The organism is Synechococcus sp. UW86 (assembly GCF_900474085.1).
In the GTDB taxonomy this organism is placed as follows: Bacteria; Cyanobacteriota; Cyanobacteriia; order PCC-6307; family Cyanobiaceae; genus Parasynechococcus.
Genome location: NZ_UCNU01000015.1, coordinates 68,098 through 90,058 on the forward strand (window position 1 = coordinate 68,098; position 21,961 = coordinate 90,058).

Sequence of the window (21,961 nt, forward strand, 5' to 3'; positions counted from 1 at the left end):
ATCGTGCAGCCCCGCAGCGAGCCCCTGCTCTGGCTTCAGTGCCTGGCCCTTGGAGCCATTCCCCTGGAGCTGCTGCTGATCCGCCTGGTTCTGGCCGGCGCGGATCCGGGTCCTGTTCCAGGTGTGGAGCGATTTCTGATCTGGGGGGTGGGGGTCCTGGCCCCAGCTGTCGCGTTGTGGCGACGGCCCGCCGACTGGGGCTCACTGCTGTTCATGCGTCAGCCGCTGGCCAGCCGCAACAGCGATCAACTCCGCATCAGTGCATCCCAAGGCGGCTTGAGCAGCCGTGCCGCTGTGTTGATCGCCGCAGTGATCCTGCTGCCCGTGCTCTGGTGGATGGACGATTCAGCGGTGCTGGCGAGTGAATTTTCCCCGGTGTCGGGACAATCCCGTCTGGTCACCCTGTTGCTGGTCAGCCCATTGCTGGCCTTGATGGTCTGGCAGGTGCAGCAGCTGATTCAAGCCGCAGCGCTATTGCTTGGATCACCAGCAACCGTTGCCCCTGCCGATTCGGCTTTTCCTGCTGATGCTGTGGCAACGCAACGCACCAGTCTGGGCCTGCAACTTCTCAACCTCCCTGGCCTGGAGTGGCCGGAGCCTGCAGTGGAGCCGATCAAGCAAGAGCCCGACAAGGCCATCGGGGTGGAAGACACAGAGTCGGAGACGGACAACAGCACGGATCAAGCCAGTACTGATCAAGCCACTACTGATCAAGCCAGCACTGACAACGAGGCACCCGACGGGGAGAGTTCAGCCGTCCATCCAGTGACGGCTGCAGTGTCTGACAAAGCTGACCCCGAAACCGCTTCTGAGCCCGTCGTTGCCGAGGCTCAAGCTGACGAGGAGTCGTCTGATGACGCTGAAGAGGCTGCCCCAACAAGCGATCAGGACGCCGATGAGGCAATGGACGTGGAAGACGTGGAAGAGACCACGCCGGAACCGGACGACAGCACGGAAGACATCAGCGCCGCCGACATCAGCCCTGACAACGAAGAGCCAGACGACAAAAGTTCAGCCATCAACACCGCGACGGCTGAAGAGTCTGATGACGTCGAGCCCGAAGCGCTGGAACCGGTCGATGCAGAGGATCAAGACGACATGTCGGAAGACGACGACGCTGAAGACATCCGTGCGGTTGACGCCGACGAATCAAGCGTCGCTGCTGCTGCTCCTATTGCGGTCGAACCAGAGCAGTCCGGAGAAGAGCAGGAGAGCCCCCCCCTGGATTCCGAAGTCAGCCAGATCGACGGTGTCGCCAGCGGAAGCACGGAAAGCCATCGTGAACAGGCCGAGTCCAGCGGAGGCAAAGAGAGCGAACCAGACGAGCCGTCTGAGCCCACGCCAGGGGGTCTGTGATTCCTTGAGCAACCGTTCCCGCAGGGCAGGATCCAGGCCAGATTTGGGGCGGGGATTATCGGGCAAACGTCCAAGTTGGATTCAGAGCAAATGTTAAATTGCTTCTGATGCCGATGTAGCTCAGCCGGTAGAGCAACGCTTTCGTAAAGCGTGGGTCGCCTGTTCAAGTCAGGTCATCGGCTTTTTAATTAGATATGCATTGAATCAGCCGGATTAAATGCATATCTAATTAACACATAGCCGCTTCAATCCCGAAGACGAGCAGAGATCATTCCCGCTGGTGATTCTTCCACTGAGAAGATCATTCCAGGGAACAATCCAGTGATCTGGATTCACATCAGCCAACACGTCAGCCGCCTCAGGATTCTGAAGCACCAGGATCTTTCGCGACCGCAGTTTGAGCTGGCGCCTTAACCAGGGCGTCATGATCGCTGCTTCAACAAGGCGCTGGTACGAGCCATCGGCAATCACCCGTTCAAAACCGGTCTGAATCGCGGCTGCCAGCTCCTTGTTCTCTGGAGCCACATAGAAAAAACCCGCAAAGGAATAAACAATCAACAGATGGGGATCCAGCAGCATCTGCGGGTACAACGACCTCACCACGGAAGCCTCCGCTTCAAGTTCCGCCACACCACGGGGAAACAACTGCACCCGGTTGTCATTCACCAAGCGCAGCAATTTTTCCGGCCGGGCGGTGTAAGTGCGCAACCCAGCACGATCGAAAATTTCAACATCGCTCCAGCCCAGTCCTTGCACCAAAACGACGCGTTGGAGGTCCTGAAAGCTGCGGATCGTTTGCAGTTCGACCAGGGATGCCTGATTGGTCCATCCCGCCCGCAGCCCGAGGATTCCACCCGTCACCGGAATGGGCACCGCCCGCAGACGACAGTTCAACTCAGGGCCGGCACCGTAAACACCAACCGAGAGCCGCAGAGGGTTCCGCCGACCCGCCTTCTGCCCTTCCGCGAGCGCTGCAATCGCCTCATCCTGCGGCTGAACGGCAGCGCTGAAACCCAGGGCAAATAGTGTGCCGCTGCGCTAGTCCAGAGATCATCAGAAGCTTTTTGCCAATAACCAACAACAAATCACTACCGTTTTAAGGATCGAATCAAGCGAGCAGCATGCAAGCCAACCCCCAGCCCGAGCAGATCACCAAAACCGTGGTGGGCGTCACCACGGTTTTCATTGGAGGCATTGCTCTGCTCTCCAGCGTGTTTGTTGTTCCCGCTGGTGAAGTTGGGGTGGTCACCACCCTTGGCAAAGTCTCCAACACGCCAAGAGAGCCAGGGTTGAACCTCAAACTTCCGTTCATTCAGTCGACCCATAATTTCAGCGTCAGAACGCAGGTGATCCCTGAAAAATTTTCAACACTCACCAAAGACCTACAGGTAATCGAAGCCACAGCAACGGTGAAATATGCGGTCAAGCCCGGAGAAGCTCCCAGGATCTACAGCACGATTGCCACCGATGACTCTGCGATTTACGCCAGGGTGATCCAGCCATCCCTGCTGAAATCACTGAAATCGGTGTTCTCGAAGTATGAACTCGACACCATCGCCACCGACTGGAACAACATTTCCACACTTGTGCAGGAAAGCGTCTCCAATGAGCTGAGCAAATTCGACTACGTGGCCGTCAAAGGCCTGGACATCACGGGCCTCAAGATTGCTGAGGAATACCGAGCGGCCATCGAGCAGAAGCAGATCGCGCAACAGCAGCTTCTGCGTGCCAAAACAGAGGTTCAGATCGCCGAGCAGGAAGCCCTGAAGTTTCAGACCTTGACACGCTCGCTCAATGACAGCGTTCTCTACAAGCTGTTCCTCGACAAGTGGGACGGAAAAACAAAGGTGGTTCCGCCCATTCGTGGGGGCAGCACGCCACCGGTGATTGTTGGCCGATAACGGGACGCAGCTGGATGCGTCAGAGCCCAGCGCAGCCGCGGGTCGCCGCCTGCAGGTCAGCAATGGCCTCTGCGCCACGGCCCGCCCGCAGTTGCTGCATCACCAGATCCGCCTGAACCCCCAACAGCAGGGTCTGGCAGGGATAGGCACTGCTGGCTGACGCCTGTTGCTGCAGGGCCTCCGCCTCGACCAAGGCCTGTTCACAGAGCTGAGGCTGACGGCCCTCCAAGCAGCGCCTGGCTCGGGCCTGAAAGGCTACCAAGGGCGACGCACGCACCACAGGGGCCGCCATGGCGAGGAGCAGCAGGACTGTGACGGAGCGCGCGAGCAGGGCTCAGGGGGGCGATTTGCTGAGATGATGCCTCAACTTCGACCCATCGCCCCGCCGTGTACACCGACTGGACCGCCATTGCCCTGCTGCTGTTCACCGCGGTGCCGCTGTTGATCGTTGTGGCGACGGCCACCTACTTCGTGATCCAGAACGATCAGAAGACTCCCCTGGGCTGAGGATCAAGCCAGGGGCCGGGTCGGACAGCTGAGTTTGGCAAGATCTGGTGTGTTGATGGGCTGGTGGTTCAACGGTGCCGACTGCACCGCTGAACTGATCTGACCGGTCCCCAGACAGACGATGCAGGTGCGGAAGCGGTCCCCCGACACCCGCTGCATCCCACTGCCTCCACAGACGGTGCACGTGCACATGATCCCAAGGATCAGACGATGAATTCAGTGTGGGCGGAAAACCCGCCGCTGATCCCGAAGTGTTCCTTAAGAAATCACTGCATTGATCTCTTGCTGCGTCAAGTGTTCGAGCAACTCTGTTGCACTCAGACGCGCACCAGGATCCAGCAGCTGAAGCCCTGAGGCCAAGCGACCAATCACCGCAGCCGCATCGAGCCCCGCGGCACGGAGCGGTTCCAGGCCGGAACTGGCCTCACGCTTGGACAGTTTCTGGCCGCTGGCATCACAAAGCAGCGGCCCATGCCGGAACTGGGGCGGTGATTCACCCAGGGCCGCACAAACACTGCGCTGGGCTGGCAGGGCCTCGCGCAGATCAGCACCGCGCACCACATCGGTGATGCCGAAGCTGAGTTCGTCGATCACGGTGGCGAGCTGGTAGGCGATGAAGCCATCGGCTCGCCGCAACACCACATCGCCACTGCTGTGGGGATCGTCATCAGCCACCCGCAGGCGCCAACTGGGGAGCCGCTGCTGCTGCCAGCCCCAGTGGTGCCCAGCCGTCCGGCAGACGCCGGGGTAGATCGGCTGACCGGCAAGCTGCCTTCGGGAGCAGCGACAGGCGAACAACCATCCGGATCGGCGCAACCACGACAACCAAGAGTGGTAAGTGCCACGCCGTTCGCTTTGGAGCAGCACCGGCCCATCCCATTCCAGACCCAGCCAGCGCAAATCGCTTTGGATCGCCTCGATGGCACCGGCGCGGTTGCGCGGCGTATCGAGGTCATCGATGCGCAGCAACCAGGCCCCACCAGCCTGACGGGCCGCCAACCACGAGAGCAGAGCCGTTTGCAGGTTGCCGAGGTGGAGCACCCCCGTGGGAGATGGGGCGAAACGGCCGCGGTAGCCACCGGCGGCTGCCAAGGCTCGCCCCCGCTCCAGATGCTGTTGCAGATGCTCCGGAAGAGCCATCAAAAAAGGCGACCCACTGGGCCGCCCGGAGAACGAGGTTGAGGCGCTGATCAGCCCTGAACGCGGTCCTTGAACATCTTGCCGGCGGTGAAGGCGGGAACGCGCTTGGCGGGAATCGCGATCTTCTCGCCGGTCTTGGGGTTCAGACCCTGACGGGCGGAACGCTCACGGGGCTCAAAGGAACCGAAACCGAGGATGGACACCTTCTTGCCTTCCACCACGGAGTCGATGATCGTGTCGATGGCGGCGTCGACAACCATGGAAACGTCGGTCTTGGTGAGCTCGGTGCGAGCAGCCACCAGATTCACCAGATCAGCTTTGTTCATTGGTTAGAGAGAGTCGGGGGGCGGGAGACGGCTCAGATACGGCGTCGTGGGCTCGCCGCTGCCTTCCCCAAGCGGCCCAATCGTATGGAGAGCAACCGGTTGCTGCAAGCGAAACGTGTTGTGCCGCAACGCTTTAGCTGTTGTCCGCCGCATCGCTCCAACCGCTGAAGGGCACGAGCCGCTCCCCACGCAAGGCACCAAGCGCAGCCCCAGAAAGCAGTTGGGGACTGGCATCTGAAGGAATCCAATCCCTGAGCCTGGCCAAGCTGTTCAGCTGTCTGGGCCAGTGGAATGTGCGGGCGTGGCGCATCGGCGCGAGCTGACCCGGAGCCCATGGCGTCAGCAAACGCCCGCAGAACAACAGTTCATTTGGTGCCGGGGCGAACACCACACAGCTCCCCGGCGTCGGCCCCGGCGTCCACAACAGCCGCAAACCACTCACCGTGGTGTGTTCCTCGGCAAAGGTGTCCAACGGCTCCACATTGGGCAGGAGATAGGCCTCCTGTTCCTGCACCAGCACCGGCCATCCCAGGCGCTCCTGAACGCGACGCAAGCGCCCATGGCCTTCTCGGCTGGTGAGCAGGATCCTCGGGCTGCGGGTTCCCGCCAGCTGGCGCAGAGCCGTGAGGCTGGCCTCCGTCAACGGCGGGCAGTCCACCAGCACGGGCTCGGGATCCAGATCCAGCCACCAAGAACTGCCCCCCTGGCTGTCGCGGTTGGGCGGAAACAACCAGAGGTCGTCACGCAGCTGCTGCGGCGGCCGGCCGGCCTCAAGTGTGGTGGTCATCGCCATTGGTTCAAAACAACGGACCAAACCACTAGTTTGAAGTCGAGATGCCCCAACGGGCCTTGAGTGGCATTCACCCCGGTTCTCCCTGGCCCCTGGGCAGCAGCCTCACCAGTCGAGGTGTGAACTTTGTGCTGGCGGCCCCCGGGGCCGACCGCATTGAATTGCTGCTCTACAGCAACGGCAACGATCGCAGCCCGGAGCGGGTGATCGAACTGGACGGTCGACGCCACCGATCGGGCGACTACTGGCACGTGGAAGTGGAGGGGGTCGGCGAAGGCTGCTGTTACGGCTACCGGGTCTTCGGGCCGCTGGCGCCGGGGGGCCATGGCTTCCAGCCCTCCAAGGTGCTGCTGGACCCCGCCGCCCGTGCCATCAGTGGCTGGGACGCCTACGACCGTGTGCTGGCCACCGGCCCCTCACCCAACGCCCACGCCTGCCTCAAGGCGGTGGTGTGCGAACGGGATCTGTTCGATTTTCAGGCCCATCCGCGCCCGCGCCACAGCTGGCAACGCACGGTGATCTACGAGCTGCATGTGGGGGGCTTCACCCGCCGTGAGGATGCCGGGGTCGCCGTGGAACACCGCGGCACCTACCTGGGCTTGATCGAGAAGTTGCCCTACCTCAAGGAGCTGGGCATCACGGCGGTGGAGCTGTTGCCGGTGTTCTGCTTCGACCCGGCCGATGCCCCCCCGGGGCGCGACAACGTGTGGGGGTACAGCCCCCTGAGCTGGTTCACACCCCACCACGGCTACTGCAGCAGTAGCGATCCGTTGCAGGCCCGCCATGAGGTGCGCCAACTGGTGGCCGCCTGCCACGACGCCGGCATCGAAGTACTGCTGGATGTGGTCTACAACCACACCACCGAGGGCAACCGCCATGGCCCCACCCTGAGCTGGCGGGGTTGTGCCGACAACGTCTACTACCACCAAAACGAGGACGGCGACTATCAGGATGTGAGCGGATGCGGCAACTCGATCGCCGCCAATGCGCCAATCAGCACCCAGCTGATCCTCGAGTCGATGCGCTGCTGGGCCCTGGAACTGGGGGTGGATGGCTTCCGCTTCGATCTGGGCATTGCCCTGAGCCGCGGCGACCAGCTCAAACCCCTGAATGAGCCGCCCCTGTTTTCGGCGATGGAGGCCGACCCACAGCTGAGTGACCTCAAATTGGTGAGCGAACCGTGGGACTGCGGCGGTCTTTATCGGCTGGACGACTTCCCCGCCAAGCGGATCGGCACCTGGAACGGCCATTTCCGCGACGGGGTGCGGCGCTTCTGGAAAGGGGACGACCACAGCACCTGGAGCCTGGCCCAGCGGTTCAAGGGCAGCCCCGATCTCTATGCCGGCAAGCCCGTGGCCCTAGGGCGTTCGGTGAACTTCATCACCGCCCACGACGGCTTCACCCTGGCGGATCTGATGAGCTACAACCGCAAGCACAACCTGGCCAACGGCGAAGACAACCGCGACGGCGAGAACCACAACAACAGCTGGAACCACGGCATCGAAGGCCCCAGCAGCAACCCCCTGGTGCAAAGCCTGCGGCGGCGGCAGCAACGCAACCTGCTCAGCTCGCTGTTGCTGGCCCGTGGCGTGCCGATGCTGCTGATGGGCGATGAAGTGGGCCGCAGCCAAGGGGGTAACAACAACAGTTGGTGCCAGAACAGCCCCCTGGGCTGGATGGTCTGGAATGAAGACCAGTGCGACCTGGAGCTGAAGCAATTTCTGCAGCGGCTGCTGCGGCTGCGCCAGGCCCTGCCGCAACTGTTCAATCCGCTGGTGCCGCCACGGGAAAGCAACCGCAAATCAGCGGAACAACCATCGGAGCAGCAAAGCGATCTCTGGCGTCAATGGCACGGGGTGAACCTGGCCAAACCCGATTGGGCCGCCTGGAGCCGCACGACGGCCACAAGCCTCCACCGCGGCAGCCGCGGGGCTCTGCTGTGGATGGGCTTCAACGCCTACAAGGAAAGCCTCAGCTTTGAGTTGCCGGTTCCGGCCTCCCCCTGGAAACGGGTGATCGACACCTCCTTGCCCAGCCCCAAAGATTTCCCAGCCGAGCCAGCCAGCTTCAGCGGCGTTGAGATTCCCTTGCAGAGCCGGAGCTTCGTGCTGCTGCTCGCCGAGGAGGAAACCTCAAGCCTGCGGTTGTGATCAGAGCGGGTGACGGGAATCGAACCCGTGTCATCAGCTTGGAAGGCTGAGGTCTTACCATTACACAACACCCGCGTAGTACAGACGAACCACCGCCCCAGGGGCTGGTGGTGTCGTAAGCACGCATCCATTATGGCAATCCGCCTGCCCCAAGCCTCCGCGTGACACCGACCGACGCATCCCTGCAGGGATCCCGCCGCAGGCTGATGCTGGCCTACGGCCTGGGCGACGCCGGCACCGGACTTGCCGCCACTCAGCTGGGCTTCTACCTCTTTCCGTTTTTCATCTGCGCCGCTGGCCTGCCGGCCTTCATCGCTGGTTCTCTGCTCACGGTGAGCAAGGTGTGGGACGCGCTGAATGATCCGTTGATCGGCTGGCTCAGCGATCACACCCGCAGCCGCTGGGGCCCGCGCCTGCCCTGGATGCTCACCGCAGCCCTGCCGCTGGGCATCAGCCTGACGGCGATGTGGTGGGTGCCCCCGGGCGACACGCTGCAGCGCACCACGTATTACGCGGTGATGGCGGTGTTGCTGATGACCGCCTACACCAGCGTCAACCTGCCCTACGCGGCCCTCAGCACCGAACTCACGCCGGACACCGCCATTCGCACCCGCCTGAATGCGGCACGGTTCACCGGATCAATCCTGGCGGGCCTGAGCGGACTGATCGTGGCTTCGGTGGTGCTCACCGACGGAGGCGGGGGCTACCTGGCCATGGGCCGGATCACCGGCAGCATCGCCGCCACCACCACGCTGCTCTGCTGCTGGGGCCTGGCCCCCTACGCCAAGCGGGCCCAACGGCCGGTGCCCAACAACGAGCCGCCGATGCAGCAGCTCAAACGGGTGATGGCCAACCCCCGTTTCCGCCAGGTGCTGGGGCTGTATCTGCTGCTCTGGTTCGGCCTGCAACTGATGCAGGTGGTGGCCCTGATCTGGCTGGTGCAGGTGGTGCATGTGCCCGCCAACCTCTCCACCTGGATCCTGCTGCCCTTCCAGATCGCCGCCCTGCTGGGGCTTCAGCTCTGGAGCAACCTCAGCAACCGCATCGGCCGCGTCGCCACCCTGCGCTGGGGCGCGGGGCTGTGGATCAGCGCCTGCTTGCTTTCAATGCTGTTCCCGCCCCTGGCGGCGGATCCTGGCCCGCTGCAACTGCTGCCGCTGGTGGGGCTGATCGCCCTGGTGGGAGTGGGAGCGGCGACGGCCTATCTGATCCCCTGGTCACTGCTACCCGATGCGATCGACGCTGATCCGAGCAAACCCGCCGGGCTTTACACCGCCTGGATGGTGTTCGGCCAGAAGCTGATCATCGGCCTCACCATGTCGGTGTTTGGCAGCCTGCTCTCGCTCACCGGCTACATCTCCGCCAAGGGGGGCAACTGCAGCGGGGCACTGAGTTTCATCGAACAACCGGATTCAGCCCTGCTGGCGATCCGCCTCTGCATGGGTTTGATTCCCGCCATCCTTGTGCTGCTTGGCCTTGTGGTGATGCGAGGCTGGCCCGACCGTGGAGCCCACCTGCAGAAGGCCGCCGGATGAACACGCCCCGTTCCATCAAACGCCTGGGCACAAGCCTGCTGATCGGAGGCCAGGCCGTGGCCGCCACCCTGCGCGGTCGCATCAATCGGGGCGAGCTGTTTGAGCAAATGCTGGAGGCCGGCCCCGGCAGCCTGCTGATCGTGCTGATCATCTCGGTGGCCGCCGGCTCGGTGTTCAACATTCAGGTGGCCGCGGAACTCACCCGCCAGGGGGCGGGATCAACGGTGGGCGGCATCCTGGCGATCGGCCTGGCACGGGAGATCGCGCCCCTGCTCACCTCCTGCCTGCTGGCCGGCAAGGTGGCCACCGCCTACGCCGCCCAGCTGGGGACGATGAAGGTGACCGAACAGATCGATGCGATCACCATGCTGCGCACCGACCCGGTGGAGTACCTGGTGGTGCCCCGGATGATCGCCATGGTGGTGATGGCACCGGTGCAGTGCTTCTTCTTCTTCTTCGTGGCGGTGTGGTCGGGCCAACTCACCAGCACGGCCCTCTACAACATCCCGCCGGCGGTGTTCTGGACCTCGGTGCAGACCTGGATGAACCCGCTGGACCTGCCGTTCATGCTGGTGAAAGCCCTGGTGTTCGGGCTGATCATCGCGACGGTGGCCTGCGGCTGGGGCCTGACCACCCGCGGTGGTCCCAAGGAAGTGGGCACCAGCACCACCGGTGCGGTGGTGATGATCCTGATCCTGGTGGCCCTAATGGATGTCGTTCTCACCCAGGTGCTGTTCGGAGCATGAGTTCAACCCCCGCCCCCGTCACCCTCAAGCCAGACGTGCGGCTGCCTTTGCTGGTGGTGGCCCTTGGCCTGGCACTGCTGCCGCTACCGCTTTCGCCCTGGCCCACCTTGGTGGTGGTGCTGTTCGGCCTGTTTCTGCTGATCCAGAGCGCAAGCCTGCGGCTGGAATTCAAGGAAGACGCTCTGATCGTGTGGCAGAACAGCCGCGAGCTGCGGCGTTTCCCCTACGACCAATGGCTGAGCTGGCGGCTGTTCGCCCCCTGGTTGCCGGGCCTGTTCTATTTCCGTGAAACCCAGAGCATTCACTTCCTGCCGATCCTGTTCAGCCCCAAGGAGCTGCGGGAACAGCTGGAACTGCGGGTGGGAGCGCTGGAAACGCCGGCCACCAGCACTGACTGAACGCTTGCAGCAAGGGCGATCTGCCCATAGCGTCGGAGCATGGCCATCACGGTTGCCGACATCCGCCGCCGCAAGCAAGCCGAGCGGCTCAGCGCGCTGCAGCAGCACGCCAATGTTGTGCTGGGCGAGCAACCTGGCGGCAGCCTCTGGCTGTTCGGCTCCTGGGCTCGGGGCGACTGGGACGGTTTTTCGGATGTGGATGTGCTGGCCGTTGCCTCGAACCGCGATCAAGCCAGTGGCCTGGCGGATGCGGTGCTGCGGCATGGGATGGCCGATGACGTGCTGGCCCTCACGGAGCAGGAATGGCAGGAGCGGCGGAACGGGAATGACCCCTACTGGCGCGCCATCGGACGCGATGCCGTTCGCCTGAGCGCACCATGACCCCACGCGTTGACGCCTGGATGCGCCAGGCCAACAGCGAGTGGGCCGTGGCTGAACTCACGGCGAAGCAGGGCTTTCACAGCCAGGCCTGACCACTACGGCCAGGCGGCCGAAAAAGCGCTCAAAGCGTTGTTGATTTCGCTGGGCTCACTGCCGCCCTACAGCCACGCCTTGGAACGCTTGGTTGACAGCCTCGAATCAGCAGGGCTGGATGTGCAACCACTGCGCGAGCTAAGGCTCAAGGCCCTCAGCCGAATGAACAGCGAGACGCGCTATCCGAGCGACAGCGAAGCCCCGGCTGATCGCTTTGACGAGCAGGACAGCGAGGAAGCACGCAGCGTTGCAGAGCATGTGCTGGCCTTCGCCAAAGCCAGCCTTTAAGCGTAGGCACGCTATTTACACGATTATAAAACGATATCGATTCGATATTGCACAAAATCAATAAAACCCAGGTCCCGGCTGGTTTCTTGGCCTCTGGTCGGCTGGAATGGAGGGATGGAGAGCACGGCAGCTGACGCAATGCCCGACGACACCGACCTGACCCCCCAGGCGCCTGAACCCGAGCAGCCCCCGGCGGAAACCAGCGGCGACACCAGCGCAGAACCCGCCAACACCACCAGCACCGAGCCCGCCGCCGCAGAAGCCAATCCCGTGATTGAGCTGGCCCTCAAGGATCTGCAGGACCGCCGCGATGCCCTGGAAGCGGAGATCAACGCCCTCAGCTCCCGCAAGCAGCAACTCGAGGCCGAACTGAAGGCCAACTTCGCCGGCCAATCCGACGCCATCGCCCGCCGCGTGAAGGGCTTCCAGGAGTACCTGGGCGGCGCCCTGCAGGACCTGGTGCAGAGCGTGGAAAACCTGGAGCTGGTGGTGCAGCCGATGGTGGTGCAGCCCTCCCCCCTCGATCAGGCGGCAGACAACGCAGCGGTGCCGGACAAGCCCGGTGACAGCACTCCGCCGCCCGCAGTGGCCGACACCTTCCGCCCCGACGAAGAGCTGATCCGCCAGACCCTGGAGCGCTTCCTCAAACAACCCGACGTCTACGCCGACCCCTGGAACCTGCGGCGCAGCATCGATGCCCGCGACACGGCTCTGCTGGAGGACTGGTTCTTCAATCAGGGTGGACGGGGCGCCCAGCCCAGCCGCGGCACCCGGCCGCGCAACATCCTGGTGAGCGCGGCCCTGATCGCAGTAATCGGTGAGCTGTATGGCGATCAGTTCCAGTGCCTGGTGCTGGCCGGCGGCCCCGAACGGCTCGGCGAATGGCGGCGCGGCCTCCAGGATGCCCTCGGCCTGGGCCGGGAAGACTTCGGCCCCAGCAGCGGCATCGTGCTGTTCGAGCGCCCGGAAGCCCTGGTGGAGCGGGCCGACCGGCTGGAGGAGCGGGGTGAAGTGCCCTTGATCCTGATCGATGCGGCCGAGCGCAGCGTCGACATCCCTGTGCTTCAGTTCCCCCTCTGGCTGGCCTTCGCGGCCGGACCAGGTGAACGCCTCGACGACGACGATCTGCTGTGATCCAAACAGCCCTCACATCCCTGCTGCTTCTGGCCATCGGCTACCTGCTGGGAGCCATCCCCAGCGGTTACCTCGCCGGCCGCTGGCTCAAGGGCATCGATCTGCGCGAGTGCGGCTCCGGCAGCACCGGCGCCACCAACGTGCTGCGCAATGTGGGCAAAGGCCCAGCCCTGGTGGTGTTCCTAATCGATGTGGGCAAAGGCGCCCTGGCGGTGCTGCTGGCGAAGAGCGTTGGCCTCAGCGACTGGCTGCAGGTGCTGGCGGGCCTAGCGGCCTTGGCGGGTCACATCTGGCCGGTGTGGCTGAGCTGGAAGGGCGGCAAGGCGGTGGCCACCGGCCTGGGCATGTTTCTTGGCCTGGCCTGGCCGGTGGGGCTGGCCTGCTTTGGCCTGTTCATGGCAGTGATCTCGATCTTCCGGATCGTGTCGCTCTCCAGCGTGGTGGCCGCCATCGGATTACCGCTGTTGATGCTGGCCTCCGGCGGCAGCAGCGCCTACGTAGTGGTGTCGCTTGTGGCCAGCCTGATGGTGCTCTGGCGCCATCGCAGCAACATCGAGCGGCTGCTGGCGGGCACCGAACCCAAGATCGGGCAGAAGTCTTGAGCACTGCCGCCGGCAGAGATCAGCCCATGAGCTCTGCGCAACAGGCGGCAAATGCAGCGCTGGGATCCTCCGCCTTGGTGATCGGCCGCCCGATCACCAGCTGGCTGGCTCCTGCTGCAAGTGCTTCAGCCGGTCCCATCACCCTGGCCTGATCACCAACAGCAACGCCTTTGGGGCGAATGCCCGGGGTGACCAAGGCAAACGGCTCAGGGTGCTGCGCCCGCAATGCCCCGGCCTCCAGGGGTGAACACACACAACCACCAATACCGGCAGTCGCAGACAGCTGCGCCAACGCCGGCACCCGTTTGGCGATGCCCTGGCTAATGGCGAGTTCCCGTTGCAATCGCTGCTCCTCCCAGCTGGTGAGCACCGTCACCGCCAACAGCGTGGGGGCGGGTTGACCCACACCTTGGGCGCCTTCCTCTGCCGCAGCTTGAGCCGCCTTGAGTGCTTCGCTGCCGGCGCAGGCATGCACCGTGATCAGCTCGGCCCCCAGCGCCGCCGCCCGCCGGCAGGCACCGGCCATCGTGGCCGGGATGTCGTGAAATTTGAGATCGAGGAACACCCGCAGCCCCTGCTCGCGAAGCTGCGCCACCACTTCAGGGCCGGCCTGCACAAACAGCTCCAGGCCCACCTTCACCCAGCGCAGCCCTTCCACCTGGCCGGCAAAGCGCAGCGCCTGCTCGGGCGCCATGCCATCAAAGGCAACGATGATCCGATCGGCGGGGTCAGCGGGATGCAAGGTCATCAGCCCACCAAACGACGGAAGGTTTTCTTGCCCAATTGCAGCACCTTGCCCTCAAGCTCCGCCGCTGAAGCGAACTCCTGGTTGGGGTCGGTGATCTTCTCCCCCTCCAGGCGCGCCGCACCACCTTTGATCTGACGGCGGGCCTCGCTGCTGCTGGCGCAGATCCCCACGGCACTGAACAGATAAAAGGCCTTGGCCGGGAAGTTCACCTCCGCCAGAGACGCCTCGGGCACATCGGCGCCAGCATCACCACTGCCCCCCACCAGGGTGGCGGCATCGCTCTGGGCCTTCTGGGCGGCTTCGATGCCGTGGCGGCTGGCGGTCACCGCCAGGGCCATCGCCTTCTGCTTCTCGCGCGGGTTCTCCGGCAACGACGCCAGATCCAAATCGGTCAGCAAAGTGACGTAGTCGTCGATCGCCGCATCGCCGACCTTCTCCAGCTTGGAGTACATCGAGAGCGGATCCTCCTCCAACCCCACCACGTTGCCGAGGCTTTTGCTCATCTTCTGCACCCCATCCAGACCCACCAGGATCGGCAGCAGCAGGCCGAACTGGGTGCCCTTGTTGAAGTGGCGCTGCAGGTCGCGGCCCATGGCCACGTTGAACTTCTGATCGGTGCCGCCCAGCTCCACATCCGCATTCACCGCCACCGAGTCGTAGCCCTGCAGCAACGGGTAGAGGAATTCATGCAGGGCGATCGGGGTACCGCTGCCGTAGCGCTTGGAGAAGTCGTCTTTAGCCAACATCTGGCCCACGGTGCCTGTGCCCAGCAGACCGATCACCGCCGGCAGGTCCATGCCCTCCAGCCACTCGGAGTTGTATCGCACCTCCAGGCGGCCGGGGGTTTCGAAATCCAGCAGCGCCGTTTCCTTGGGCTGGTCTTGCCCCAACTGGCGCAAATAAGTGGAGGCATTGGCGGCCACCTGCTCCTTGGTGAGCTGCACGCGCGTGGCGCTCTTGCCAGTGGGGTCGCCGATCCGCGCCGTGAAATCGCCGATGATCAGCACCGCCGTGTGGCCGGCGTTCTGGAAGGCCCGCAATTTGCGGAACAGGATGCTGTGGCCCAGATGGATGTTGCTGCCCGTGGGATCGATGCCCAGCTTCACCCGCAGCGGCCTGCCTTCTTTTTCGGCCTGGGCCAACCGGGCCGCCAGGGCCTGATCCGCATCACTGGGATCCCCGGCCGGGAACAGGTCGGCCATGCCCCGCGACAGCCAATCCGGCAACGACGGGATGGAGTCCGGCATGGGGAGGCGCAACGAGCGAGCGCTGGCGATCGTACGAGTGCTGGTTCAGCTGGGGCTGTTTCAGCTGGAAGGCGGCTGCTCGATCTGCGCCTTCATCCGCTCGAGGGTGGAGTTCATCTGATCGAACATCTGCTCGGGGGTGATGCCGAACTGGCTGAGCTGGGTGCGCAGCTGCTCCACCGTGAGCTTGGCCTGGAAATCCTCGGAGAGTTCAAAGCGCTTCATGAATACCCGATAGCGGCCCATCAGCTCTTCCATCGTCTCGATGAACTTCTTCTTGCCCTCCCGGTCGAACTTGCCGTACTCACTGCCCAGCTGCATCAGCTGCTGGTAATCGCTGAACAGGCGCTTGGCTTCGTCCTGAACGATGTCGGAATCGAAGAAGGCCATCGTCGGCGTTGCTCACTGCTTCGGCAAAGTCTGCCAAGGATTCGCCAGGGACAACGGGGGTGATCGCCGCACCTTTGATGGCCGTTCACGCAAAGGTTTTGTACGGTCTTGCTGACCCGCACCACTCTCCGCTGGCATCCGAATTCATGGTGAGTTTCGGGCCGCCTCCAGGATGTGGACTTCACCGCTCAGCTCGGCGCGATGCGTGAGCTTCCCCAGCGCCATCGAGCCCTGTTGGAGGGGCGCCGCATCGTGGTGGCCTCCGCCGATCGCGTCTTGATCAGCGGCCTGGTGCACAGCCTTAGTGGCATCGGCTCCCTGGTGGGGGCCGCCAGCACCGAAACAGAAGCCCTCGCCTGCCTTCGCAACTCAGCCGCTGATCTGCTGATCTGCAGCGACCAGCTCGAGCGCGGCACCGGCCCCTCCCTGGTGGCGGCCGCCAAGGCCCAGCAGCCCTCACTGCGCTGCCTGATGTTGATTCAGCGTCCGTTGCTCAGCACGATTCACGCCGCGGCCAAGGCGCAATGCGAAGGGCTCTGCAGCCATGAACGCATCGGCAACGGCGGCTTGCTCAGCGTGCTGCGCGCCATGGAGAGCGATGGCAGCCACATGGATCCGGTGATTGCCGGCGTGGCCAACCACGACCGTGGCCCCAAAGGCGCCGCCCATCCCCTCAGAGACGTGCTGAGCCTGCGGGAAGAAGACGTGCTGCGCGGGCTCTGCAAGGGCCTCAGCAATCAGGAGATTGCCGATCAGCTGCACCTCTCGATTGAAACCACCAAGCACTGCGTCACCGGACTGCTGCGCAAACTCGATGCCAAAAGCCGCACCCAGGCGGTGCTGATCGCCTTTCAGCGCAACCTGGTGGATCCACCGCTGCCGATTCCCCGCTGGACCCCCTCGGCCTGAAAGAACCCGCTCGGTGTCAGAACGACCAGATGCGCCAGTTGCGCTGACGCAGCCCCTGCACCCTCGTTAAGGTCAGCCCATCTCTGCTGAGCAGCATGCCCCGCAGCCACTGGTTGGATCCCCTGGCCAGGCGGGTGCTGCAGGCCACCGGACAGCTGCCAGCACCACCCCGGCCGGCCCCCGCGCAACCTTTACCAACCGTGCCCGAGCCGCCGGCTTGGGTGATGGATGTGAACCGGGCCAGCCGCGATCAGTGGCTGCAACTGCCCGGCTGCAGCCAGGACACAGCCGATCTGCTGGTGCGGCTGCAGCGGGGTGGGGTGCAATTCGCCAGTGCCGATGATCTGTTCAGGCTGCTGGAGCTGCCGAGTGATCTGGCCAGGCTCTGGACCCCCCACCTCCTCTTTCAGTGGCACGGCGATGCCCCACCACAGCAGCAGGCCGCTCCCCTCGACCTCAACAACGCCAGCGCCGATCAGCTGGCGCTGCTGGGCTGGCCTGAACAAAGGCTGGCCAACCTGATGCGCGAACGCCGCCGGGCCGGTTTCAAGGATCTGGCCGATCTGCAGGAGCGGCTCTGCCTGCCCGCCAGCAGCGTGGAAGCCCTGATCGGCCGGGTGAGTTTCGGCAACCGCCGCACCGGGCCCAGCCTGCCGCTGCCCTGATGCAGGGGGATCTGTTCTCCACCGGCGCTCTGGCCTTCAACAACGGGCCTGATCTGCCCCTGCAACGGGAGCAGCTGCTCGCCTGGCAAGAGCGGCTGCATGCCCATCAAGCGCCTCAGTTCCGCGGCGAACGGGCCGGCGCGGCCCAGGGGGATCTGTTCGGTGCCAGTCCCGATGACGCCGCTGCGGCCATTGATCCACTGGCCCTAACCCCCCTGGCGATGAGTTTCTGGCGCTGGCCGGAACCGTCCCACCGCGGAGCAGCGATTTATCTGGTGATGGACAGACCAGCCCAGCTCGAGCAGCCGCTTCTGCTGTATGTGGGCGAAACCCTGGCTGCCGAGCGCCGCTGGAAAGGTGATCACGACTGCAAGGCCTACCTCGCCGCCTACGGCGAAGCCCTGCAGCGCTGTGAGCTGAGCGCCCAGCTGAGCATCCGCTTCAGCTGCGATGTGCCCCGGGCCACCCGCGCCCGGCGGGCCCTGGAGCAACAGCTGATCCAACGCTGGTGGCCGCCGTTCAACAAGGAAACCCGCCAGCGCTGGGCCACCCCCTTCACCGCAGAGCTCTGAGGGCCGAGGGCGTCGCAAAGGATCGCTACGCTCATCCTTTGTTGACGCGTCCACCCATGCGCTTCTCCCTGTCCTCCGCCGGTTTGCAGGAGTGGAACGGCGATGTGCTTGCGGTGGGGCTGCCCCAGGGCGATGTCGAGGCGACGGCAACGGCCCTGGAACAACGCTTTGCCGGCATCACCGAGGCCCTCAAGCAGCAGGAGTTCAAAGGAAAGCCCGGCGACCAACTAGTGATCACGCCCCTGGGCGGGGGCCCGCAGCGCCTGGTGGTGCTGGGCCTGGGCGAGAGCGATGGGATCGACGCCGAGCGCCTGCGCGGCGCCGCCGCCCGGGCCGCCAAGGCCGCCATCGGTTGTGAGGGCAGCCTCGGCCTGCACCTGCCCTGGGCGGGAACCGAGGCCACAGAAGCCGCCCGCATCTGTGCTGAAGCGGTGCGGCTCTGCCTCTACAAAGACCAGCGCTTCCGCAAGGAGCCGGACCCGCGCCGGATCCCCGAGGCCCTGGAGCTGATCGACCTCGACCCCGCCGCCGAAAGCGGCTTTGCGGCCGTCAATGCCACCTGCGCCGGTGTGGAACTGGCCCGGGAGCTGGTGGCGGCCCCTCCGAACGTGGTCACGCCAGCAGCCCTCGCCGACACGGCCGCCGGCATCGCCAAGGACCACGGCCTTGAACTCAAGGTGCTCGAGCGCAGCGACTGCGAAGCCAAGGGCATGGGGGCCTTCCTTGCGGTGAGCCAGGGCTCCGACCTGCCCCCCAAGTTCATCCACCTGATCTATCGCCCCGAGGGCGAAGTGAAACGCCGCGTTGCCCTGGTGGGCAAAGGCCTCACCTTCGATTCCGGCGGGTACAACCTCAAGGTGGGGGCCGCCCAGATCGACATGATGAAGTTCGACATGGGCGGCAGTGCAGCTGTGATCGGTGCCATGCGCAGCATCGCCGAACTCAAGCCGGCTGGCGTTGAGGTGCACATGGTGGTGGCCTCCTGCGAAAACATGGTGAACGGCTCCGCCGTCCACCCCGGCGACATCGTCACGGCCGCCAACGGCATGACGATTGAGATCAACAACACCGACGCCGAAGGCCGCCTCACCCTGGCCGATGCCCTGCTCTACGCCTGTGAGCAGAAGCCCGATGCCGTGGTGGATCTAGCCACCCTCACCGGAGCCTGCGTGATTGCCCTGGGGGATGAGATGGCCGGGCTCTGGTCCAACAATGACGATCTGGCGGAGGCCCTCGATGCCGCTGCTCAGACGGGCGGTGAAGGCCTCTGGCGCATGCCACTGCGGCAGTCCTACAGGGATGGATTGAAGTCATTGCTGGCCGACATGAAGAACACCGGCCCGCGGCCCGGTGGTTCGATCACGGCAGCCCTGTTCCTCAAGGAGTTCGTGGCCAAAGACACCGCCTGGGCGCACATCGACATCGCCGGCCCGGTGTGGAGTGACAAGGGCAAAGGCGTCAATCCCGCTGGTGCCACCGGCTACGGCGTGCGCACCCTGGTGAACTGGGTGCTGGCCCAGTCATGAGCCGCTCCCCGGTGCGCTGGTACATCAAGGCCCAGCTGGGGGTGCTGCTGCTCCCGGTGGGCCTCTGCCTGTTCGGCGAGGCGGTGAGCCGCAAGGTGGTTCAGATGCTGGGCAAGGACGCAGGTCCCTGGTTCTGGTACGGAACCCTCAGCCTGATCTGCATCAACGCCGGCATCGGTCTGATGATCGACAGCGGACTGACCCGAGGCTTTCCAGGACGACGTCAGAACTGATCAGGGCGCCCAGGTTCAGGACGAAAAATCCTCAGGAAGCGACAGCCTGCAATTCGAGTGCGCGGCCTGGGGTTTCCAATGCATGAATCTGCCACCGTGCTCGCTCGGAGCAGGTTTCCAACACCCGATCGAGATCATCCGATGCGTGCTTCGGCGACGCGTAGGGACCGATATGACGGGTGCCAAGACCATCCTTAATGGTCAGCAGATACATACAACCCTCCTCTCACCGCCTGATCGTAAGCATGGGCTGAAGCATCGTCGATGGCCGGAAACCCGTCTGTTCACTGAGAACTTGCTGAATCAATCAGGTTGCCGCGCTTAATCTTTTCAACAGGTTGGATGTTGGTTTCTTAAGGAATTCGACCAGATTTGATCAAGTAACGGGCGGCAAATCCCCTGGAGCGATACGGGGTATCGCTCCATTTCATTGGGCTCAGTTGGCTTCAGTGACAGCCGCTGGAGCAGCAGACCTGCCAGACATCTCACGCAGAGAGCCAGCAGCGCAAAGGGTTGAAAGCGCGATCGCAATCAGGGAGGCGCTGTTGATCAGCTTGAGCGCGACGGGCAGATGGGTGTTGACCATCTCGCGGACGTTTGCCATGAAAAAAGTTCATAGTGAACATGCTCATGGTGCGGCCCCTGTCAACGCAGCGAGGGCGCCCGCAGCGCCCGGCCTTTTTGTCGTAATGGCGACGACCAGCAACGGGAGCCCAGGCCATCCTGCGGGGGCTTCTTTCGGTGAAGGGGCAATGCGTCGAGCGGGGGTGATTAGGGAACGCCCCCTCTTTTTTTGGGCATCAGGCCACAAGAACAAGGGCGACGTTGAGAATCGCCAACCCCACCAGGAACACCGCCGCCAGCAACGCGGCTTCGGGGAAGAACTTGGCAATCACAAAACCCACCCCAAGAAACACCGAGGAGATCACGATGGCGGTGAGATCCGATCCCATCGGCGAATGCTGACTGGCTCGCCCACAGGATGTCGGGATCTCCCTTGGACCGTGGCTTGCCTCCATCCGACTGCCCAACAAAAAGCCCCTGCCCTTGAAAGGGGGCAGGGGCAGGAACCAACGGGTGCTTCGGGCTACTTGGTGTAGGTGACGCCCCGGTAGGTGAGGGTGCGGCGGCTTTGGCCGATAAGTTCCTGGCGGCAGGTGTTGTAGTGCTCGCGGCGGTAGGTCAATTCAACGCAGGCCTTGGGAGTGGCTGGAGCTGCTGCGTAGGTGTGGCCTCGATAGAGAAGTGCAGTCATTGGATGTTCCTCGAAGAAATCCAAGTCCCCGTTCCATGGCTTGGAGCATCTGCGCCCCCAAGAGGGGGTGAACGTTTTGTAGCAACCGCTACAAACCACTTATAAGACAGCCGTCAAGCCCGTGCCGTTCGCGCGAATACACACCGCCCCTTGATCAAGGCCCCTACTCGATCAACAGCCCTTCTTGATCAACAGCCGGAAGAGACAGGCGCACTGGTGGGCCATCCATCCATCGACCAGATCACATCCGAGACCGCATCGGCATTGATCCATTTGATGACGCCCGTATCCACGTCAGCCACCTGAAACAGCGACGGAAGCCTGGGGTGGCGAGCACTTCCCTCGCAGAAGAGCACCTGCCCCATCCACCAATCCCCTTGATCGAGCTGGTCTCCAGCGACGATCACAAAGTGCCCTGGGCGGACGTGGAGAAAGGGAGCCTCCGCCTTCACCGCGAGATCACCGTGATCAACCGACATGAGCCACCCAGGAATCAGTACGCCTGTACTCATAGCCATGGCGATATGGGTTGGGCAAGCCGTCAATCGCGCTGGCGTTGACGCGCAGACGTGTTGCCAGACACTGACGTAAGCACTTTTGCTCCCTGGACGTTGCCCCGTGGGCGTCTAGGTTTCGTAAGTCTTCAGATCCGTAGGCCCCCTTTCGATCGCACAGGGCCCTGAGCCTGCCGCTGTCGAGAACGCCAATCGATGACTGACCGCACTCTCAGCATTTCCGATGCCCTGCGCGAAGCGCAGCTGCAGCGCCTAGAAGCCTCCCTGGCCTGCAAGGCGGCATCCAAGCCTCAGGCCACAACACAGCCAGCAAAAGACAAGAACAAGGACGCCAAAGCAAGCGACTGATCGCAACAGTCCCCACGCATTCCTTGCTCAGATCGGCATATTGAGAACACCGGCACGTGCCGGTGTTCTCAAGTGCTGTGCTGTGGAGTCGCTGCTCTCGATCCTGTTGGGCGTCGCCCTCGCGTGGGCGATCACGCGGGTGATCATCTGGCTGAGCGACCGTGCGCGCATCCGCGGGCGCTCAGCAGAGGAATAAGCTGCGACAG

At 63.7% G+C, this 21,961-nt stretch carries 31 protein-coding genes, 2 tRNA genes and 1 pseudogene; 18 read left to right on the top strand and 16 right to left on the bottom strand.

Annotation, left to right across the window (positions count from 1 at the left end):
• Positions 1-3: 3 nt before the first annotated feature.
• Positions 4-564: pseudogene (locus DXY04_RS12460) on the top strand (low-complexity tail membrane protein); the annotation flags it as partial.
• Between the two features lie 585 nt (positions 565-1,149).
• Here DXY04_RS12460 and DXY04_RS12115 read toward each other — a convergent pair.
• The gene (locus DXY04_RS12115; RefSeq protein ID WP_255446191.1) at positions 1,150-1,422 is read right to left on the bottom strand and encodes a DUF3493 domain-containing protein; all 273 of its coding nucleotides are present in this window, start codon (positions 1,420-1,422) and stop codon (positions 1,150-1,152) included.
• 43 nt (positions 1,423-1,465) lie between these two features.
• Between DXY04_RS12115 and DXY04_RS07600 the strand changes: the two genes are divergently transcribed.
• A tRNA-Thr gene (locus DXY04_RS07600) sits at positions 1,466-1,538 on the top strand.
• Positions 1,539-1,581: 43 nt separating this feature from the next.
• On the opposite strand, the gene DXY04_RS07605 is transcribed toward DXY04_RS07600, so the two are convergent.
• Complete coding sequence (locus tag DXY04_RS07605; RefSeq protein WP_136975378.1) at positions 1,582-2,250, bottom strand: amino acid ABC transporter substrate-binding protein; 669 nt, start codon at positions 2,248-2,250, stop codon at positions 1,582-1,584.
• Between the two features lie 227 nt (positions 2,251-2,477).
• On the opposite strand from DXY04_RS07605, the gene DXY04_RS07610 reads away from it, so the two are divergent.
• Positions 2,478-3,257, top strand: coding sequence for a prohibitin family protein (locus DXY04_RS07610; RefSeq protein ID WP_115161618.1), 780 nt, complete (start codon positions 2,478-2,480; stop codon positions 3,255-3,257).
• A 19-nt stretch (positions 3,258-3,276) separates the two neighbouring features.
• Here DXY04_RS07610 and DXY04_RS07615 read toward each other — a convergent pair whose 3' ends face one another.
• From DXY04_RS07615 to DXY04_RS07635, 5 genes are all read right to left on the bottom strand, one after another.
• Entirely contained in the window at positions 3,277-3,549 is a 273-nt protein-coding gene (locus DXY04_RS07615) for a hypothetical protein (protein WP_244278621.1), read from the bottom strand.
• A gap of 218 nt (positions 3,550-3,767) precedes the next feature.
• Positions 3,768-3,956 carry a hypothetical protein gene (locus DXY04_RS07620; RefSeq protein ID WP_115161619.1) on the bottom strand — a complete coding sequence of 63 codons (189 nt, stop codon included), beginning with the start codon at positions 3,954-3,956 and terminating at the stop codon, positions 3,768-3,770.
• Between the two features lie 66 nt (positions 3,957-4,022).
• Positions 4,023-4,904: a tRNA glutamyl-Q(34) synthetase GluQRS gene (gene gluQRS, locus DXY04_RS07625; RefSeq protein WP_115161693.1), complete on the bottom strand. Its 882-nt coding sequence runs from the start codon at positions 4,902-4,904 to the stop codon at positions 4,023-4,025.
• Positions 4,905-4,954: 50 nt separating this feature from the next.
• Positions 4,955-5,230, bottom strand: coding sequence for an HU family DNA-binding protein (locus tag DXY04_RS07630; protein ID WP_006850925.1), 276 nt, complete (start codon positions 5,228-5,230; stop codon positions 4,955-4,957).
• Positions 5,231-5,363: 133 nt separating this feature from the next.
• Positions 5,364-6,023, bottom strand: coding sequence for an MBL fold metallo-hydrolase (locus DXY04_RS07635; RefSeq protein ID WP_115010048.1), 660 nt, complete (start codon positions 6,021-6,023; stop codon positions 5,364-5,366).
• A gap of 41 nt (positions 6,024-6,064) precedes the next feature.
• Between DXY04_RS07635 and DXY04_RS07640 the strand changes: the two genes are divergently transcribed.
• Positions 6,065-8,170, top strand: coding sequence for a glycogen-debranching protein (locus tag DXY04_RS07640; RefSeq protein ID WP_115161620.1), 2,106 nt, complete (start codon positions 6,065-6,067; stop codon positions 8,168-8,170).
• A 4-nt stretch (positions 8,171-8,174) separates the two neighbouring features.
• Here the strand turns inward: DXY04_RS07640 and DXY04_RS07645 are convergent.
• Positions 8,175-8,245 (bottom strand) — tRNA-Gly (locus DXY04_RS07645).
• Between the two features lie 131 nt (positions 8,246-8,376).
• On the opposite strand from DXY04_RS07645, the gene DXY04_RS07650 reads away from it, so the two are divergent.
• From DXY04_RS07650 to plsY, 7 genes are all read left to right on the top strand, one after another.
• Positions 8,377-9,705, top strand: coding sequence for an MFS transporter (locus DXY04_RS07650; RefSeq protein ID WP_115161694.1), 1,329 nt, complete (start codon positions 8,377-8,379; stop codon positions 9,703-9,705).
• Positions 9,702-10,451 (top strand): ABC transporter permease, encoded by a 750-nt coding sequence (locus DXY04_RS07655; protein ID WP_006850673.1) that lies wholly within the window; start codon positions 9,702-9,704, stop codon positions 10,449-10,451. The genes DXY04_RS07650 and DXY04_RS07655 overlap by 4 nt, the downstream gene beginning before the upstream one ends.
• Positions 10,448-10,849: a DUF3119 family protein gene (locus DXY04_RS07660; protein ID WP_115161621.1), complete on the top strand. Its 402-nt coding sequence runs from the start codon at positions 10,448-10,450 to the stop codon at positions 10,847-10,849. The genes DXY04_RS07655 and DXY04_RS07660 overlap by 4 nt, the downstream gene beginning before the upstream one ends.
• Before the next feature lie 39 nt (positions 10,850-10,888).
• Positions 10,889-11,230, top strand: coding sequence for a nucleotidyltransferase domain-containing protein (locus tag DXY04_RS07665; RefSeq protein ID WP_115161622.1), 342 nt, complete (start codon positions 10,889-10,891; stop codon positions 11,228-11,230).
• 132 nt (positions 11,231-11,362) lie between these two features.
• Positions 11,363-11,611: a HEPN domain-containing protein gene (locus DXY04_RS12465; RefSeq protein WP_244278622.1), complete on the top strand. Its 249-nt coding sequence runs from the start codon at positions 11,363-11,365 to the stop codon at positions 11,609-11,611.
• 114 nt (positions 11,612-11,725) lie between these two features.
• Positions 11,726-12,745, top strand: coding sequence for a DUF3086 domain-containing protein (locus DXY04_RS07675; protein WP_115161623.1), 1,020 nt, complete (start codon positions 11,726-11,728; stop codon positions 12,743-12,745).
• Positions 12,742-13,347, top strand: a complete 606-nt coding sequence (gene plsY, locus DXY04_RS07680; RefSeq protein WP_115161624.1) for a glycerol-3-phosphate 1-O-acyltransferase PlsY — start codon at positions 12,742-12,744, stop codon at positions 13,345-13,347. Before DXY04_RS07675 ends, plsY begins: the two co-directional genes overlap by 4 nt.
• A gap of 19 nt (positions 13,348-13,366) precedes the next feature.
• On the opposite strand, the gene pyrF is transcribed toward plsY, so the two are convergent.
• The 3 genes from pyrF to DXY04_RS07695 are packed head-to-tail and all read right to left on the bottom strand — an operon-like array spanning position 13,367 to position 15,732.
• Complete coding sequence (pyrF, locus tag DXY04_RS07685) at positions 13,367-14,095, bottom strand: orotidine-5'-phosphate decarboxylase (protein WP_115161625.1); 729 nt, start codon at positions 14,093-14,095, stop codon at positions 13,367-13,369.
• Positions 14,095-15,342 (bottom strand): tyrosine--tRNA ligase, encoded by a 1,248-nt coding sequence (tyrS, locus tag DXY04_RS07690; RefSeq protein WP_115161695.1) that lies wholly within the window; start codon positions 15,340-15,342, stop codon positions 14,095-14,097. Before tyrS ends, pyrF begins: the two co-directional genes overlap by 1 nt.
• Before the next feature lie 60 nt (positions 15,343-15,402).
• Positions 15,403-15,732 (bottom strand): DUF1825 family protein, encoded by a 330-nt coding sequence (locus tag DXY04_RS07695; RefSeq protein WP_011365051.1) that lies wholly within the window; start codon positions 15,730-15,732, stop codon positions 15,403-15,405.
• A gap of 201 nt (positions 15,733-15,933) precedes the next feature.
• Here DXY04_RS07695 and DXY04_RS07700 point away from each other — a divergent pair, with 201 nt between their 5' ends.
• The 5 genes from DXY04_RS07700 (at position 15,934) to DXY04_RS07720 (ending at position 19,637) form a co-directional block, all read left to right on the top strand.
• Positions 15,934-16,641 carry a response regulator transcription factor gene (locus DXY04_RS07700; RefSeq protein ID WP_115161696.1) on the top strand — a complete coding sequence of 236 codons (708 nt, stop codon included), beginning with the start codon at positions 15,934-15,936 and terminating at the stop codon, positions 16,639-16,641.
• A gap of 95 nt (positions 16,642-16,736) precedes the next feature.
• Positions 16,737-17,306 carry a hypothetical protein gene (locus DXY04_RS07705; protein ID WP_115161626.1) on the top strand — a complete coding sequence of 190 codons (570 nt, stop codon included), beginning with the start codon at positions 16,737-16,739 and terminating at the stop codon, positions 17,304-17,306.
• A complete protein-coding gene (locus DXY04_RS07710) occupies positions 17,306-17,878 on the top strand; it encodes a GIY-YIG nuclease family protein (RefSeq protein ID WP_115161627.1) in 573 nt (190 codons plus the stop codon). The genes DXY04_RS07705 and DXY04_RS07710 overlap by 1 nt, the downstream gene beginning before the upstream one ends.
• A gap of 56 nt (positions 17,879-17,934) precedes the next feature.
• The gene (locus tag DXY04_RS07715; protein WP_115161628.1) at positions 17,935-19,404 is read left to right on the top strand and encodes a leucyl aminopeptidase; all 1,470 of its coding nucleotides are present in this window, start codon (positions 17,935-17,937) and stop codon (positions 19,402-19,404) included.
• On the top strand, positions 19,401-19,637 hold the full coding sequence (locus tag DXY04_RS07720; RefSeq protein WP_114989453.1) for a hypothetical protein: 237 nt from the start codon (positions 19,401-19,403) through the stop codon (positions 19,635-19,637). Before DXY04_RS07715 ends, DXY04_RS07720 begins: the two co-directional genes overlap by 4 nt.
• Before the next feature lie 31 nt (positions 19,638-19,668).
• On the opposite strand, the gene DXY04_RS07725 is transcribed toward DXY04_RS07720, so the two are convergent.
• The 5 genes from DXY04_RS07725 to DXY04_RS07735 all read right to left on the bottom strand — a co-directional run bounded on the left by DXY04_RS07725 (position 19,669) and on the right by DXY04_RS07735 (position 21,371).
• Entirely contained in the window at positions 19,669-19,851 is a 183-nt protein-coding gene (locus DXY04_RS07725) for a hypothetical protein (protein WP_115161629.1), read from the bottom strand.
• Between the two features lie 222 nt (positions 19,852-20,073).
• Positions 20,074-20,241: a hypothetical protein gene (locus tag DXY04_RS12120; RefSeq protein ID WP_170951364.1), complete on the bottom strand. Its 168-nt coding sequence runs from the start codon at positions 20,239-20,241 to the stop codon at positions 20,074-20,076.
• A gap of 196 nt (positions 20,242-20,437) precedes the next feature.
• Positions 20,438-20,590, bottom strand: coding sequence for a hypothetical protein (locus tag DXY04_RS12125; RefSeq protein WP_170950490.1), 153 nt, complete (start codon positions 20,588-20,590; stop codon positions 20,438-20,440).
• A gap of 134 nt (positions 20,591-20,724) precedes the next feature.
• Positions 20,725-20,892, bottom strand: coding sequence for a DUF4278 domain-containing protein (locus tag DXY04_RS07730; RefSeq protein ID WP_170951365.1), 168 nt, complete (start codon positions 20,890-20,892; stop codon positions 20,725-20,727).
• 188 nt (positions 20,893-21,080) lie between these two features.
• Positions 21,081-21,371 carry a DUF3104 domain-containing protein gene (locus DXY04_RS07735; RefSeq protein ID WP_114989456.1) on the bottom strand — a complete coding sequence of 97 codons (291 nt, stop codon included), beginning with the start codon at positions 21,369-21,371 and terminating at the stop codon, positions 21,081-21,083.
• A gap of 231 nt (positions 21,372-21,602) precedes the next feature.
• On the opposite strand from DXY04_RS07735, the gene DXY04_RS12130 reads away from it, so the two are divergent.
• Positions 21,603-21,755, top strand: a complete 153-nt coding sequence (locus tag DXY04_RS12130) for a hypothetical protein (protein WP_170951366.1) — start codon at positions 21,603-21,605, stop codon at positions 21,753-21,755.
• Between the two features lie 40 nt (positions 21,756-21,795).
• Positions 21,796-21,951, top strand: coding sequence for a hypothetical protein (locus tag DXY04_RS12360; protein ID WP_206749654.1), 156 nt, complete (start codon positions 21,796-21,798; stop codon positions 21,949-21,951).
• The last annotated feature ends 10 nt before the right edge of the window (positions 21,952-21,961 follow it).

Bases quoted from the DNA above. Each gene is read 5' to 3' on its own strand.
- DXY04_RS07630 (WP_006850925.1), bottom strand. From the start codon at position 5,230: ATGAACAAAGCTGATCTGGTGAATCTGGTGGCTGCTCGCACCGAGCTC.
- DXY04_RS12125 (WP_170950490.1), bottom strand. From the start codon at position 20,590: ATGGGATCGGATCTCACCGCCATCGTGATCTCCTCGGTGTTTCTTGGG.
- DXY04_RS07635 (WP_115010048.1), bottom strand. From the start codon at position 6,023: ATGGCGATGACCACCACACTTGAGGCCGGCCGGCCGCCGCAGCAGCTG.
- tyrS (WP_115161695.1), bottom strand. From the start codon at position 15,342: ATGCCGGACTCCATCCCGTCGTTGCCGGATTGGCTGTCGCGGGGCATG.
- DXY04_RS07660 (WP_115161621.1), top strand. From the start codon at position 10,448: ATGAGTTCAACCCCCGCCCCCGTCACCCTCAAGCCAGACGTGCGGCTG.
- DXY04_RS07705 (WP_115161626.1), top strand. From the start codon at position 16,737: ATGCCCCGCAGCCACTGGTTGGATCCCCTGGCCAGGCGGGTGCTGCAG.
- DXY04_RS07665 (WP_115161622.1), top strand. From the start codon at position 10,889: ATGGCCATCACGGTTGCCGACATCCGCCGCCGCAAGCAAGCCGAGCGG.
- DXY04_RS12120 (WP_170951364.1), bottom strand. From the start codon at position 20,241: ATGGCAAACGTCCGCGAGATGGTCAACACCCATCTGCCCGTCGCGCTC.
- DXY04_RS07650 (WP_115161694.1), top strand. From the start codon at position 8,377: ATGCTGGCCTACGGCCTGGGCGACGCCGGCACCGGACTTGCCGCCACT.
- DXY04_RS07620 (WP_115161619.1), bottom strand. From the start codon at position 3,956: ATGTGCACGTGCACCGTCTGTGGAGGCAGTGGGATGCAGCGGGTGTCG.
- DXY04_RS07725 (WP_115161629.1), bottom strand. From the start codon at position 19,851: ATGTATCTGCTGACCATTAAGGATGGTCTTGGCACCCGTCATATCGGT.
- DXY04_RS12130 (WP_170951366.1), top strand. From the start codon at position 21,603: ATGACTGACCGCACTCTCAGCATTTCCGATGCCCTGCGCGAAGCGCAG.
- DXY04_RS07735 (WP_114989456.1), bottom strand. From the start codon at position 21,371: ATGTCGGTTGATCACGGTGATCTCGCGGTGAAGGCGGAGGCTCCCTTT.
- DXY04_RS07720 (WP_114989453.1), top strand. From the start codon at position 19,401: ATGAGCCGCTCCCCGGTGCGCTGGTACATCAAGGCCCAGCTGGGGGTG.
- DXY04_RS07730 (WP_170951365.1), bottom strand. From the start codon at position 20,892: ATGACTGCACTTCTCTATCGAGGCCACACCTACGCAGCAGCTCCAGCC.
- DXY04_RS07615 (WP_244278621.1), bottom strand. From the start codon at position 3,549: ATGGCGGCCCCTGTGGTGCGTGCGTCGCCCTTGGTAGCCTTTCAGGCC.
- DXY04_RS07715 (WP_115161628.1), top strand. From the start codon at position 17,935: ATGCGCTTCTCCCTGTCCTCCGCCGGTTTGCAGGAGTGGAACGGCGAT.
- DXY04_RS07655 (WP_006850673.1), top strand. From the start codon at position 9,702: ATGAACACGCCCCGTTCCATCAAACGCCTGGGCACAAGCCTGCTGATC.
- DXY04_RS07710 (WP_115161627.1), top strand. From the start codon at position 17,306: ATGCAGGGGGATCTGTTCTCCACCGGCGCTCTGGCCTTCAACAACGGG.
- DXY04_RS07675 (WP_115161623.1), top strand. From the start codon at position 11,726: ATGGAGAGCACGGCAGCTGACGCAATGCCCGACGACACCGACCTGACC.
- pyrF (WP_115161625.1), bottom strand. From the start codon at position 14,095: ATGACCTTGCATCCCGCTGACCCCGCCGATCGGATCATCGTTGCCTTT.
- gluQRS (WP_115161693.1), bottom strand. From the start codon at position 4,904: ATGGCTCTTCCGGAGCATCTGCAACAGCATCTGGAGCGGGGGCGAGCC.
- DXY04_RS07610 (WP_115161618.1), top strand. From the start codon at position 2,478: ATGCAAGCCAACCCCCAGCCCGAGCAGATCACCAAAACCGTGGTGGGC.
- DXY04_RS07640 (WP_115161620.1), top strand. From the start codon at position 6,065: ATGCCCCAACGGGCCTTGAGTGGCATTCACCCCGGTTCTCCCTGGCCC.
- DXY04_RS07695 (WP_011365051.1), bottom strand. From the start codon at position 15,732: ATGGCCTTCTTCGATTCCGACATCGTTCAGGACGAAGCCAAGCGCCTG.
- DXY04_RS07700 (WP_115161696.1), top strand. From the start codon at position 15,934: ATGCGTGAGCTTCCCCAGCGCCATCGAGCCCTGTTGGAGGGGCGCCGC.